Below are 13438 nucleotides of genomic sequence, written 5' to 3'. Positions count from 1 at the left end.
GCGGAGCGCCCCGCTTTCGCCCGACTGCGACAGATTCTTGTTACCGACGGGTACCGGACCGGCCGCCAAAGGCCTAGGCTGCGCCGTATGTCGGACCTCACAGCAGACGCAGTGGCCACCGAACACCCCGACGCCGCCCCCGCGGACGGCAACCCGGCCGCCCCCGGCGGCGGCCGGACCGTAGCGACCGCCGTCCCGCGCTCCCTGGTCGAGCGGCTGGCCGCCGGGGTCACCGCCACCGGCGAGCCCAGCGTGGTGGAGACCGTCGCCCCGCTGACCGGTGAGCGGCTGGCCGGCCTGCCGCAGTCCACCCCGGCCGACGTCGAGGTCGCGTTCCAGCTGGCCCGCCGCGCCCAGGCCGCCTGGGCCGCGCTGCCGGTGCGCCGCCGGGCCGCCGTGCTGCTGCGCTTCCACGACCTGCTGCTCAAGCGGCAGGACGAGGTGCTGGACCTGGTCCAGGCCGAGACCGGCAAGGCCCGGCTGCACGCCTTCGAGGAGGTGCTGGCCGTCGCCATGGCCGCCCGGCACTACGGGCGCGCCGCGCACGGCTACCTGAAGGACCGGCGCCGCGGTGGTGCGCTGCCGGTGCTCACCCACACCGTGGAGGCCCGCCGCCCCAAGGGCGTGATCGGCCACATCTCGCCGTGGAACTACCCGCTGGAGCTGTGCATCGGTGACCTGCTGCCCGCCTTCGTGGCCGGCAACGCGGTGGTCAACAAGCCCGACACCCAGACCGCGCTGACCGGGCTGTGGGCCCGTGAGCTGCTGATCGAGGCCGGGCTGCCGGCCGACCTGTGGCAGGTCGTGATCGGCGACGGCCCGGTGATCGGCCCCGCCGTGGTGGAGCACGCCGACTACGTCTCCTTCACCGGCTCCACCCGCACCGGCCGCGAGGTCGCCCAGCGGGCCGCCGCCCGGCTGGTCGGCGCCTCGCTCGAACTCGGCGGCAAGAACGCCATGCTGGTGCTCTCCGACGCCGACCTGGAGGCCGCCGCCGCCGGTGCCGTCCGGGCCTGCTTCTCCACGGCCGGCCAGCTGTGCATCTCGATCGAGCGGCTGCTGGTGCACCGCTCGGTGGCCGACCGCTTCCTGGAGCTCTTCGTCGCCCGCACCCGGGCGCTGCGCCTGGGCGGCGGCCTGGCCTACGGCGCCGACATGGGCTCGCTGGTCTCCGCCCGGCAGCTGGACACCACCACCCGGCACGTGGCGGAGGCGGTCAAGTCCGGCGCCACCGTGCTCACCGGCGGACGGGCCCGGCCCGACCTCGGCCCGTACTTCTACGAGCCGACCGTCCTGGACGGGGTGACCCCGGAGATGGCGGTCTGCGCCGAGGAGACCTTCGGCCCGGTCGTCTCGGTCTACCGCTTCGACACCGAGGACGAGGCGGTGGCCGCCGCCAACTCCACGCCGTACGGCCTGAACTCCAGCGTCTGGACCAGGAACCCGCGGCGCGGCCGGGCGGTCGCGGCCCGGCTGCGCACCGGCACGGTCAACGTCAACGAGGCCTACGCGGCCGCGTACGGCTCGGTCGCCGCGCCGATGGGCGGCATGGGCGACTCGGGGCTGGGCCGGCGGCACGGCGCCGAGGGCATCCTGCGCTTCACCGAGGCGCAGACCATCGCGACCCAGCGGTTGATGCCGATCGCCCCGTCGTTCGGGCTGGACGACAAGCAGTTCGCCGCCGTGATGACCGGCGGGCTGCGGGCGCTCAAGGCCCTGCGCTTCAAGTAGCGCCGAACCGCCCGCCCGACCGGCGGGGTCGACCAGCTCTTTCAACCCCTTTTGGGCCCCTTTTCATTTCCTAGGAGCAGTGGCAGATGGTGGAGTCCGGCGGTGCGGCGGAGTTCGACTACGACGTGGTCGTGGTCGGCTCCGGCTTCGGCGGTTCGGTCGCGGCGCTGCGGCTGACCGAGAAGGGTTACCGGGTCGCCGTCCTGGAGGCCGGGCGGCGCTTCGAGCGGGACGAACTGCCCCGCAACTCCTGGGACCTGTCGAACTACCTGTGGGCGCCGCGGCTCGGGCTGTACGGCATCCAGCGGATCCACCTGCTGGCCAATGTGCTGATCCTGGCCGGCGCCGGGGTCGGCGGCGGCTCGCTGAACTACGCCAACACCCTGTACGTGCCGCCGAAGGCCTTCTTCGAGGACCGCCAGTGGCGCCACATCACCGACTGGCAGGCGGAGTTGGCGCCGTTCTACGACCAGGCGCAGCGGATGCTCGGGGTCCGGCTGAACCCGACCGTCACGCCGTCCGACGTCCACCTCAAGGCGGCGGCCGAGCGGATGGGCGTCGGGGACACCTTCCACATGGCGCCGGTCGGGGTCTTCTTCGGGGACGGCAAGGACACCGACGGCGCCGCCAAGGCCGCGCCCGGCGAGGAGGTCGCCGATCCGTACTTCGGCGGCGCCGGTCCGGCCCGCAAGGCCTGCGTGGAGTGCGGCGAGTGCATGACCGGCTGCCGGCACGGCGCCAAGAACATGCTCACCGAGAACTACCTGTACCTGGCCGAGCGGGGTGGCGCGGAGATCCACCCGCTCACCACCGTGGCCCGGATCCGGGAGCACGGCGAAGGTTTCGCGGTGGACGTGCGGCGCACCGACTCCCGGTCGAGGACCGACCGGGTCAAGGCCGGCGCCCGGACCATCACCGCCGCCCGGGTGGTGGTCGCGGCCGGCACCTACGGCACCCAGTCGCTGCTGCACCGGATGCGCGACGCCGGGCACCTGCCCCGGATCTCCGCGCGGCTCGGAGAGCTGACCCGCACCAACTCCGAGGCGCTGGTGGGCGCGCAGACCACCGACCGGCGCTACGGTGCCAAGGCGGACTTCACCAAGGGCGTCGCGATCACCTCGTCGATCCACCCGGACGCGAACACCCACATCGAGCCGGTCCGCTACGGCAAGGGCTCCAACGCGATGGGCGCGCTGTCGATCGCCCAGGTCAAGGGCGGTGGGAAGGGCCCGCGCTGGCTGCGCTACCTGGGCAACTCGGTGCTCCACCCGGTGACCTTCGGCCGCTCGATGAACCAGCGCGGCTGGTCCGAGAAGACGATCATCGGCCTGGTGATGCAGTCGTTGGACAACTCGATCACCGTCTCGCTCAAGAAGGGCCCGCTCGGAAAGCCCCGGCTCACCTCCGGCCAGGGCCACGGCGAGCCCAACCCGACCTGGATCCCGGCCGCCGAGCAGGGCGCCCAGGCACTGGCCGACGAGATCAACGGCTTCCCCGGCAGCACCGTCGGCGAGATCTTCGACATCCCGATGACGGCGCACTTCCTCGGCGGCTGCCCGATCGGCGACGCCCCCGAGACCGGCGTGGTCGACCCGTACCACCGGCTCTACGGCCACCCCGGGATCAGCGTGGTGGACGGCGCGGCCGTCTCCGCCAACCTCGGCGTCAACCCCTCGCTCACCATCACCGCGCAGGCCGAGCGCGCGATGTCGATGTGGCCCAACAAGGGCGAGCCGGACCGCCGCCCGGAGCAGGGCGGGGAGTACCACCGGGTCGGCGCGGTCGCGCCGGTGCGCCCGGCCGTGCCGGAGGGCGCGTTCGGCGCGCTGCGACTGCCGCTGCTGCCCGTCCCGGAGGTCCCGAAGAAGCGCGACTGACCCGGCTCGAACGGCCAACCGGCCCGGCCCGTATCGCGGTTGACATCCGTTCGGATCCGATGGGATAAACGGGCTCCCTGGGGGACCAGGCACTCGTCGAGCGGGGGGAATGCGTTTCATGGCCAACTGCGCATCGTGCGGGGCGACTTCGGTGGAGGGGGCGTCCGTCTGCGGCTCGTGCGGACGGCCGCCGACACCCCCGCCGCCCCCGCCCCCGCCCCCGCCCCCGGCCGTCGCGCCGCCCGCCGCGCCCGTGCCGCCCGGGTACCACCCGCCGCCGCCCGTCCCGCCGACCGGGCCCTACCCGCCGCCGCCCGGCGTCGGCTACCCGCCGCCCGGGTACCCGCCGGTCGGCGGTCCGCCCGCGGTGGGCAGTTGGGGCGCCGGCCGGCCGTACCAGCCGTCCTCGGCCGCCCGGCGGCTGCTGGCCGGCCCCGACTGGCGCCCCGCGCTGCGGGCGGCCCTCGCCCCGACCGCGGTGCTGCTGCTGGCGGCGCTGTTCGCGGCGATCCCCAGCGACTACACCTACGACCGGGCCTTCCCCACGCCCGACTTCGGCGACCGCTTCCTCTCCACCCTGGCGATGGCGCTGAACGCGCTCGGCGCGCCGTTCCGGCTCGGCTACCAGAGCCCGATCAGCAGGAGCCGCTCGGAGGGCGTGGACGTCACCTTCTGGCTGGTGCCGATGACGGTCACCGTCCTTTGGGGCGTCGCGCTCTGGCTCGGCCTGCGGGCCGGGCTGCGCCGGCGCAGGGCCGACGGATCCCAGCTGACCCGGGCCCAGGCGGCCGGCGAGGCGCTGCGCACGGCGGTGGTGCTCGGCCTGGTCACCGTGGTGCTCGGGCTGGTCGCCGGCACCAGCTGGAACCCGCAGGGCTCCGACGGCGAGTCCGACTACTACGGCTCCGGCCTGAGCCTCGGGAAGCCGACCTTCAGCACGGACTCCGGCTGGCTGTGGGCGGTCGGCTGGACCGTCCTGCTCGGCGGGCTGCTGGCGTTCGCCGTCCACGGCACCGACGCGCTGCGCTGGGCCGCCTGGCGCAGCCGCTCGGTCCGCGGCTGGGCGGTGGCGGCGCTGACCGCAGGCCAGGCGCTGGCGCTGACCGTGGGCCTGGCCTCGGTGACGGCCTTCGTGCTGGTCGCGGCCGAGAGCGACCAGGGCTGGCAGACGGCGCTCTCGCTGGCCTTCCTGCCCAACCTGGGACTGGTGCTGCTGGGCGTGGGCTCGGGCGCGACCTTCCGGGCGGGCCGCGACCTGGGCGGGGACGTTCCCGGTTGGAGCCCGAACCGCGGTGACCGGAGCGAGTTCTCCTTCTTCGACCTGCACGACCAGACCGCCGACTGGCGCTGGGCCGGCCTGCTGGCGATCGCCGCGGCGGGCCTGCTCGGCTGGACCGCCTACCGGCGGCGGCTGGACGGGCCCGACCGGCTCCGGCTGGCGGTGGTGTACGCCGCGCTGCTGACCGGGCTGACGGCGGCGTCCGGCGGACTGAGCAGCTCCGCGATGTCCTTCCTGGCGCCGGACTCCGGCAGCTGGGGCGGCTCGAACCGGACGGTCACCACCCAGGACACCTCGGCGGGCCTGGTGTTCCTCAGCGTGCTGGTGGCCGCGGTTGTCTGGGCGGCGGTCGGGGCGCTGCTGGTGCCCGCGATGCTGGCGGCGCTCGGCGGCCGGGGCGCGACGGTGCCGTACCCGCCGGCTCCGGGGTACGGGGTGCCGGGCCTGCCCGGGCAGGGCGTCCCCGGGCAGGGCGTGCCGGGCTACGGGACGCCGGGCTACGGGGCTGCGGGGTACGGGACGCCGGGGTACGGGGTGCCGCCGCAGGACGCCGGGCCGCCCGGGGTGCCCGCGCAGACCCCGCCGCCCGGGGCGCCGTACCCGGCGGCGCCGCCGGTGGCCGACGCGGCGCCGGTGGCCGGGGTGAGCGAGGTGCTCGGTTCACACGAGGCGCCGCCGACCCGGGCCGCTGGGACGCCGCTGCCCGCGGACCCGGCGGGGCGGCCGGAGGAGCCGGTCGACCCGACCGTCTGGCGCGACCACCCGTAGGGCCTCCGGGCCCGCGCCCTTCGGAACCGGACGGGAAGGGCAAAGGGCCCCGCGGGGGAACGGGGCCCTTTGCCGCACAGCACTCGGCGTCAGGGCTGCGCCGGGTGCTGGAGGTGACGGCGCCGGGGGAGGAGCGCCGTCGTGTCGGTTGGCTCGAATCGTGCCCCTTCGGCGCCGGCGTGGGTGGCCGGTGGAGCGGGGCGCGCTTCCGTGCGGCGGCGGGTCGGCGGGCAGGTCTGCGCCGGGCCCCTGCTCACGGAGCGTGAAGTGAAATCGCTGTCGACTTTCGGTACGACGACTGCGGAGACATCCATCCAGGACCCCGCGACGCGCCTGCCGGCCGCCGGGGGAACCGTTCACACCGAGCATCGTGGTGGACGGAGGGGTTTCTCTGCAACCGGTTCGGCACGTTCGGCACAGCTCATTTGCGGACGGTGTTGCGTCGAATGATCACGGTGCGTAGTGGTCTGGCGGGTTGCGGCGCACGGGGACGCGCGTAGCGGCGCGGGACGGTGCGGAGAAGTGCGCCCGGGGCGTGCCCCGGATCGAAGGGGCGGTCGAAGGCGCGGTCGAAGGGACGGGTCGGAAGGTGGGTCGAAGCGCGGTGCGACGGCCGGCTCCCCGGGCGTCCCCGGGGAGCCGGCCGTCCCACCTCTCGGCCCAGTCGCGGCCGGGGTCGCTGTCCCCTGCTGGCCGGCCGCGGCACCCGCGCACGGTCCCACGGCGCCGCGCTCCCGGCGGGCCGGGGCGGCGGCGCCACATGCGCCGGTGGACTGGGGTGAAGCTCCACGCGTGGTCCTGCAGTCCGTACGGCAGTGCCCCCGGTCGGGGGCGGCGGCGGCGCGTCTGGCGGACGCGGCGCGGCCGTCCGGTCGTCAGAAGCAACGAACCGCGGCCCCGACCGGTCACGGTCCTTTGGACGTGCAGACGAGTGAAACCGGACAGCCCGGTAGAATCGGTGTCCAGACACCCCACACCCGTCGCCGCCGTCGCAGCCCCCGCCGGGACGCGGCTGCGCGTGGCACCTCGATACCGCTGCCGGAAGGCCGTCTGTGTCCTCTGCAATTCCCGTCCAGTCCGCGCCGGACAACGACACCGTCCTGGTGGTCGACTTCGGCGCCCAGTACGCCCAGCTCATCGCCCGTCGGGTGCGTGAGGCGCGGGTCTACAGCGAGATCGTGCCGAGCAGCATGCCGGTCGCCGAGATGCTCGCCAAGAACCCCAAGGCGATCATCCTCTCCGGCGGTCCGTCGTCGGTCTACGAAGAGGGCGCGCCCCAGCTCGACCGCGCGATCTTCGAGGCCGGTGTCCCGGTCTTCGGCATGTGCTACGGCTTCCAGCTGATGGCCAAGACGCTGGGCGGCACCGTCGACAACAACGGCGCCCGCGAGTACGGCCGCACCCCGCTGACCGTGTCCCGCACCGGCTCCACCCTGTTCGAGGGCGTCCCGGCGCAGCACTCGGTGTGGATGTCGCACGGCGACGCCTGTTCCGCCGCTCCGGAGGGCTTCACCGTCACCGCCTCCACCGAGCTGGTCCCGGTCGCGGCCTTCGAGAACGACGAGGCCCGGCTGTACGGCGTCCAGTACCACCCCGAGGTGCTGCACTCCGACCACGGCCAGCAGATCCTGGAGCACTTCCTCTACCGCGGCGCCGGCATCGCCCCGACCTGGACCACCGGCAGCGTGGTCGAGGAGCAGATCGCCCTGATCCGCGAGCAGGTCGGCGACAAGCGCGCGATCTGCGGCCTGTCCGGCGGCGTGGACTCCGCGGTCGCCGCGGCCCTGGTCAACAAGGCCATCGGTGACCGGCTGACCTGCGTCTACGTCGACCACGGTCTGATGCGCAAGGGCGAGACCGAGCAGGTCGAGAAGGACTTCGTGGCCGCCACCGGCGTCCAGCTGAAGGTCGTCGACGCCTCCGAGCGCTTCCTGAACGCGCTGAAGGGGGTCACCGACCCCGAGGAGAAGCGCAAGATCATCGGCCGCGAGTTCATCCGGGTCTTCGAGCAGGCCCAGGCCGAGATCGTCGCCGAGGCCGGCGCCCACGGCGAGTCGGTCGACTTCCTGGTCCAGGGCACCCTGTACCCGGACGTGGTGGAGTCCGGCGGCGGCACCGGCACCGCCAACATCAAGTCCCACCACAACGTCGGCGGCCTGCCCGAGGACCTGCAGTTCCAGCTGGTCGAGCCGCTGCGCAAGCTGTTCAAGGACGAGGTCCGGATGGTCGGCCAGGAGCTGGGCCTGCCGGAGGAGATCGTCCAGCGCCAGCCGTTCCCGGGCCCCGGCCTGGGCATCCGGATCGTCGGCGAGGTCACCGAGGAGCGCCTGGACCTGCTCCGCGACGCCGACGCGATCGCCCGCGAGGAGCTCACCGCGGCCGGTCTGGACCGCGAGATCTGGCAGTGCCCGGTCGTGCTGCTCGCCGATGTGCGCAGCGTGGGCGTGCAGGGCGACGGCCGCACCTACGGTCACCCGATCGTGCTGCGCCCGGTCTCGTCCGAGGACGCCATGACCGCCGACTGGTCCCGCCTGCCGTACGACGTGCTGGCGAAGATCTCCACCCGGATCACCAACGAGGTCCGCGACGTCAACCGCGTCGTCGTCGACGTCACCAGCAAGCCGCCGGGCACCATCGAGTGGGAGTGAGCACTCCCCGCGAAGCCTGAACAGTCGCGCCGTCGTTCCCGTACTGGAGGGAACGACGGCGCGGCCGTTCGCGGCCCCGGCCCCGACACGTCCCACCGAAAGCGTGCAGGAGCAGGCAGAATGCGGACCGGACCTGTCAGGAAGTGGCAGGCCGAGAGGGAAGGTGAGACGGATGCCGGAGGTCAGCAACTCCGAGGCGGTCGACGGAGGAGCGTCCGACCGGGCGGCGCAGCGGCGGGCCTCGGCGTCCGGGTACGCGCTGCTGCCGCTGCGGCTGTTCCTCGGCGTCACCTTCGTCTACGCCGCCCTGGACAAGCTCTCCGACGCGCACTTCCTGGCCGGCGCGGGTGACCCGGCCTCCTTCGTCTCGCAGACCCAGGCCGCCAAGGCCGGCGGCAGCCCGATCGCCTTCCTGCTCGGCCCCGCCCTGGACATGCCCACCCTGTTCGCGCTGGCCGTCGCCTTCGGCGAGCTGGCCGTCGGCCTGGGCACCCTGCTCGGCCTCTGGGGCCGGGTCGCGGCCCTCGGTGGCGCGCTGATCAACCTGAGCCTGTGGCTGACCGTCAGCTGGAACGTCTCGCCGTACTACCTCGGCAACGACCTCGGCTACCTGATGGCCTGGACCCCGCTGCTGCTGGCCGGCACGCCGTACCTGTCGGTGGACGGCTACCTGGCCCGCCGGGCCGGGCGGGACCGTGAACGGGGGCTGACCGAGGAGCACGTCAGGCGCCGGGCGCTGATGGACGGCGGGATCGCGGCGGTCGCCATCGGCGGCGCCGGACTGCTGACCGGCTCGCTCACCCGCACCTTCGGCCGGGGCCGGTCGGCCGCCGCCAAGCAGTCCGCGGCCCCGGCGCCCGGCACCGCCGCACCGGCCGCCGCGCCCGCCCCCACCGTCGCCGCGGCGAGCGTGCCGGTCGGCGGCTCGGCCCAGGTCAAGGACCCGGCCACCGGGGACGCCGTCTACATCGTGCAGCCCAAGTCCGGCCAGTACTGCGCCTTCTCCGCGGTGTGCACCCACTCCGGCTGCGCGGTGGACGCCCCGAAGAACGGCCAGCTGTACTGCCCCTGCCACGGCTCCCGGTTCGACGCCGCGACCGGCGCGGTGGTCAACGGGCCGGCGGTCAAGCCGCTGCCCCGGTACGGAGTCAGCAAGGACGGCGACAAGCTGACCCTGGGCCCGCAGCAGAGCTGACCGTACGGGCGCTACTCCTCGGTCCGGCCCGGCCGCTCCGGCCGGTTGCGCCGGGCCACCGCGGCGACCGCGCCGGCCAGGCCGCCGACGCCCAGCACGATGAAGGTGACCGGGACGACGATCCGGCCGTTCACCGTCTCGTCGTTGAGCGCCGCCACCAGGTAGCTGACGGCGATCACGGTGAACAGGCTGCCCGCGATCAGCGAGAACAGGTCGAGCCGGTGCTTCCTCACTGCTGGACCACCTTGATGTCGCCGATGCCGATGCCGAGTTGGAGATCGAGGGTGCCCTTGGACGGCTGACCGCCCACCGGGCCGAGCTGGTAGACGTGCCGGCCGGTGCCGTCGTTGTGGTCGCCCGGCACGGTGACGTTGCCCAGGCCGACCCGGGCCACGACGTCCACCGAGACGTCCGCCGGCACGGTGACGACCAGCTCGCCGGCGCCGAGGTCGACCTTGGTGGCGAGGGTGTCCCCGGCCGGGTCGAGGTGGGAGAGGTCCAGCCGGACGTTGCCGGCGCCCAGGTTGTAACGGTCCTTCAGTTCGGCGGCCGCGGTGACCGTCCAGGAGCGGTCGCCGATGGCGTCCTGCACGGTGTGCGGCGAGTGGCCGGCGAAGGCCAGCGCCAGGGTGGTCAGCAGGCCCAGCACCGCGAGCTTGCGGGCCTTGCCGAACTTCGCGGCCAGCAGCAGGGTCAGGCCGATCATCAGCAGTCCGGTGGCCAGCACCACGGTGCTCAGCTTGGTGACGTCGGTGTGGCCCGCCGAGGCGGACCAGACCGCGGTGGCCGCGCCGACCGCCAGCAGGAAGCCGAAGAAGCCGAGCGGGGAGCGCTCCCGGGGGTGCCGTACGGCGGCCGGCTCGCGGTAGCGCTCCGGGCGCTCCTTGCGCAGCGGGTCGCCCACCGGCAGGTCGGTGCGCTGCCACCAGGCCGGCGCCGGGCCGCCGGGCGGCGGCACCTTGGTGCCCGGGCCGCTGTCGCCGGCGCCGTACGGGTTGCGCTCGGGGTGGCGGGGGTCCCAGAGGTAGCCGCTCGGGCCGGGGACGGGGGAGTCGGCGGGGACGGTTCCGGCGGCCTGGCCGGCGGCGTGCCGGGCCTTGGCAGCCTCGTCCTGCGCCCAGCCGGGGCCCTCGGCCTCGGGGAAGTGACGGTCGTACGGGCCGCCGCGCCGGCGCTCGCGACCCCGGCGGCGGCCACCGTGGCGGCGCTCCGGGTCGTAGCGCACCGCGAGGAAGACCAGGCCGCCGAGCAGCAGCAGCGGGAACAGCTGGTCGCCGTCGCCCATCGAGGAGAAGAACACCCCGGTGCCGATCACGGTCAGCAGCACCGCGCCGATCGACTGGCCGTCGACCCGGCCGGTGAGCACCCGCTGGAGCTCGGTGCGCCCGCCGCGGCGGCCGTCGGCGCCGGCCTCGGTCGGGACGATCAGCCAGGCCAGGCCGTACAGGAAGAGGCCCAGGCCGCCGGAGAGGCAGAGCACCACGGTGACCACCCGGAAGACCACCGGGTCGATGTCCAGATGCCGCCCGAGGCCACCGCAGACGCCGGCCACCACGCGGTGGTGCTCGGCCCTGGTCAGCGGGGGGCGTTCCGGTTCCGGCGGGGCGGTGGGCCCGGCCTCCTGGATGCGGTGGTCCTCGGTCATGGGCACCATCCTCCGGCAGGGGGCGGGCCGGCCCAACCGGGTAAGGCCCTGCCCGGACCCTGACTTGTCCCTGATAAGGGTGGGGGCCACACCCTGATGCGCCGGAAGGCGCCCGCGTGGAACCATCGGTGGCGTGGCAGCACCCGGTACCGATCCCCGTCCTCTCGCCCCCGACGCCGCGGCGTCGGCCGGCGCCGACCCGACCGCGCCCGACGGCGGGCGGCCGCCCTACCGGCGGCTGTACCGCAGCCCGCAGGGCCGGATGCTCGGCGGCGTCGCGCACGGCCTGGCGGTGCACCTCGGGCTGCCGGTCCGCTGGGTCCGGCTGGCCTTCGTGCTCCTGTTCTTCGCGCAGGGGATCGGCGCGCTGCTGTACGCGGCCTTCTGGTTCGTGGTGCCGATCGGCATCGGCGAGCCCTCGCAGCGCTCCGCCACCCACTGGGTGAACGTCAACGGCGTCTACGTCCCGACCTCGCCCTGGCTGCGGCCGGGCACCCCGCTGACCAAGTCGGGCGGGGGCGGCTGGATCGGGCGGCTGCGCGAACTGCTCCAGCACGCGCTCCAGGGCGAGCCGGTCGCGGTGACCGCCGCCGCCGAGGGCGGGGCCGAGGCAGACGTCCGACCCGCCGGCAAGGGCGGGCAGGGCGGCATCGGCCAGCTCGCCGCCCTGGTGATGGTCGTGATCGGCCTGATCGCCCTGCTGAACGTGCTCGGCTGGCAGACCGCGAAGCCGTACACCTGGCCGCTGCTGGCGATCGGCGTCGGTGTCGCGCTGGTCTGGCGGCAGGCCGACGACTCGCGCTGGCAGCGCTGGTTCGGCATCGAGGAGGGCGAGAAGCGGCGCAGCGCCTACACCCGGGTCGGCGCCGGCGTGCTGCTCGCGGTGGCCGGCACCATCGCGCTGCTCGCCATGCAGGGCAGCGGCTCCACCCTCGGCTCGGTCATCGAGGCCTCGCTCGCGGTGCTCGCCGGGGTGCTGGTGCTGCTCGGCCCGTACGGCCTGCGGCTGTGGCAGGACCTCGGCGCCGAGCGCACCGCCCGCATCCGCGCCCAGGAGCGGGCCGAGATCGCCGCGCACATCCACGACTCGGTGCTGCACACCCTCACCCTGATCCAGCGCCGGGCCGAGGACCCCAAGGAGGTGCTGCGGCTGGCCCGTTCCCAGGAGCGCGAGCTGCGGTTGTGGCTGTACCGCCCGGAGGCCGCCGCCGAGGCCGCGCCGGACACCATGGCGGAGACCCTGCGCGCCGCCGTCGCCGAGGTCGAGGACCGGCACGGCGTCCCGGTCGAGCTGGTGATCGTCGGCGACTGCCCGATGGACGACCGGATCGCGGCACAGATGCAGGCCGCGAGGGAGGCGACCGTCAACGCGGCCAAGTACGGTGGCGGGGGACCGGTCCAGGTCTACGCCGAGGTGGAGGGGAGGACGGTGTCGGTGTTCGTCCGCGACCACGGACCCGGCTTCGACCCCGACACGGTGCCCGAGGACCGGATGGGCGTACGGGAGTCGATCATCGGCCGGATGAAGCGCAACGGCGGCACCGCTCGGGTGCGGCCGGCGGCGGGCGGCGGTACCGAGGTCGAGCTGGAGATGGAGAGAACGAATGACTGAGGCAGCGCCGGAGCGCACGGCCAGGGTCGTCCTGGTGGACGACCACCGGATGTTCCGCACCGGGGTCCGGGCCGAGATCGGCCGTACCGACGTGACCGGCATCGACGTGGTGGGGGAGGCCGACGACGTGGACTCGGCGGTCCGCGTGGTCGCCGAGACCCGGCCCGACGTGGTGCTGCTCGACGTCCACCTGCCCGGCGGCGGCGGCGTCGAGGTGCTGCGCCGCTCGGTCGGCGTGATGGGCGAGCAGGGAGGGGTGAAGTTCCTGGCGCTGTCCGTCTCGGACGCCGCCGAGGACGTCATCGGCGTGATCCGCGGCGGCGCGCGCGGCTACGTCACCAAGACCATCACCGGGACCGACCTGGTCGACGCGATCTTCCGGATCGCCGACGGCGACGCGGTCTTCTCGCCCCGGCTGGCCGGCTTCGTGCTGGACGCCTTCGCCGCCACCGACACCCCGCCGGTGGACGAGGACCTGGACCGCCTCACCCAGCGCGAGCGCGAGGTGTTGCGGCTGATCGCCCGCGGCTACGCGTACAAGGAGATCGCCAAGCAGCTCTTCATCTCGGTGAAGACCGTGGAGAGCCACGTCTCCGCCGTCCTGCGCAAGCTCCAGCTCAGCAACCGGCACGAGCTCACCCGCTGGGCCACCGCCCGTCGCCTGGTCTGAGCCGCTGGTCTGA

General features: G+C 74.3%; 9 protein-coding genes and 1 pseudogene. 8 read left to right on the top strand and 2 right to left on the bottom strand.

Annotation, left to right across the window (positions count from 1 at the left end):
- The first annotated feature begins 87 nt into the window (after positions 1-87).
- From ACZ7BZ_RS12705 to ACZ7BZ_RS12680, 6 genes and pseudogenes are all read left to right on the top strand, one after another.
- Positions 88-1731: a succinic semialdehyde dehydrogenase gene (locus tag ACZ7BZ_RS12705; protein WP_380462208.1), complete on the top strand. Its 1644-nt coding sequence runs from the start codon at positions 88-90 to the stop codon at positions 1729-1731.
- Positions 1732-1817: 86 nt separating this feature from the next.
- Entirely contained in the window at positions 1818-3608 is a 1791-nt protein-coding gene (locus ACZ7BZ_RS12700) for a GMC oxidoreductase (RefSeq protein WP_470358361.1), read from the top strand.
- A 253-nt stretch (positions 3609-3861) separates the two neighbouring features.
- Positions 3862-5655: a hypothetical protein gene (locus ACZ7BZ_RS12695; RefSeq protein WP_470358360.1), complete on the top strand. Its 1794-nt coding sequence runs from the start codon at positions 3862-3864 to the stop codon at positions 5653-5655.
- A 1052-nt stretch (positions 5656-6707) separates the two neighbouring features.
- Complete coding sequence (gene guaA / locus ACZ7BZ_RS12690) at positions 6708-8303, top strand: glutamine-hydrolyzing GMP synthase (RefSeq protein ID WP_380462211.1); 1596 nt, start codon at positions 6708-6710, stop codon at positions 8301-8303.
- 172 nt (positions 8304-8475) lie between these two features.
- A pseudogene (locus ACZ7BZ_RS12685) lies at positions 8476-8994 on the top strand (DoxX family membrane protein); the annotation flags it as partial.
- A 48-nt stretch (positions 8995-9042) separates the two neighbouring features.
- Entirely contained in the window at positions 9043-9498 is a 456-nt protein-coding gene (locus tag ACZ7BZ_RS12680; protein WP_465740007.1) for a QcrA and Rieske domain-containing protein, read from the top strand.
- An 11-nt stretch (positions 9499-9509) separates the two neighbouring features.
- Here the strand turns inward: ACZ7BZ_RS12680 and ACZ7BZ_RS12675 are convergent, their stop codons facing one another.
- On the bottom strand, positions 9510-9731 hold the full coding sequence (locus ACZ7BZ_RS12675; protein WP_465739296.1) for a hypothetical protein: 222 nt from the start codon (positions 9729-9731) through the stop codon (positions 9510-9512).
- Entirely contained in the window at positions 9728-11143 is a 1416-nt protein-coding gene (locus ACZ7BZ_RS12670; protein WP_470358359.1) for a PspC domain-containing protein, read from the bottom strand. The genes ACZ7BZ_RS12675 and ACZ7BZ_RS12670 overlap by 4 nt, the downstream gene beginning before the upstream one ends.
- 238 nt (positions 11144-11381) lie before the next feature.
- Between ACZ7BZ_RS12670 and ACZ7BZ_RS12665 the strand changes: the two genes are divergently transcribed.
- Positions 11382-12755: an ATP-binding protein gene (locus ACZ7BZ_RS12665; RefSeq protein WP_470358465.1), complete on the top strand. Its 1374-nt coding sequence runs from the start codon at positions 11382-11384 to the stop codon at positions 12753-12755.
- Complete coding sequence (locus tag ACZ7BZ_RS12660; RefSeq protein ID WP_188306707.1) at positions 12748-13425, top strand: LuxR C-terminal-related transcriptional regulator; 678 nt, start codon at positions 12748-12750, stop codon at positions 13423-13425. The genes ACZ7BZ_RS12665 and ACZ7BZ_RS12660 overlap by 8 nt, the downstream gene beginning before the upstream one ends.
- Positions 13426-13438: the final 13 nt, after the last annotated feature.

This window comes from Kitasatospora sp. NPDC036934, assembly GCF_055608425.1.
The sequence above is the reverse complement of the archived record's forward strand: the minus strand, read 5'-3'. Positions and strand labels throughout refer to the sequence as shown.

Excerpts from the sequence above, each read along its gene's own strand:
- ACZ7BZ_RS12705 (WP_380462208.1), top strand. The coding sequence starts at position 88 with ATGTCGGACCTCACAGCAGACGCAGTGGCCACCGAACACCCCGACGCC.
- ACZ7BZ_RS12700 (WP_470358361.1), top strand. The coding sequence starts at position 1,818 with ATGGTGGAGTCCGGCGGTGCGGCGGAGTTCGACTACGACGTGGTCGTG.
- ACZ7BZ_RS12670 (WP_470358359.1), bottom strand. The coding sequence starts at position 11,143 with ATGACCGAGGACCACCGCATCCAGGAGGCCGGGCCCACCGCCCCGCCG.
- ACZ7BZ_RS12660 (WP_188306707.1), top strand. The coding sequence starts at position 12,748 with ATGACTGAGGCAGCGCCGGAGCGCACGGCCAGGGTCGTCCTGGTGGAC.
- ACZ7BZ_RS12680 (WP_465740007.1), top strand. The coding sequence starts at position 9,043 with ATGGACGGCGGGATCGCGGCGGTCGCCATCGGCGGCGCCGGACTGCTG.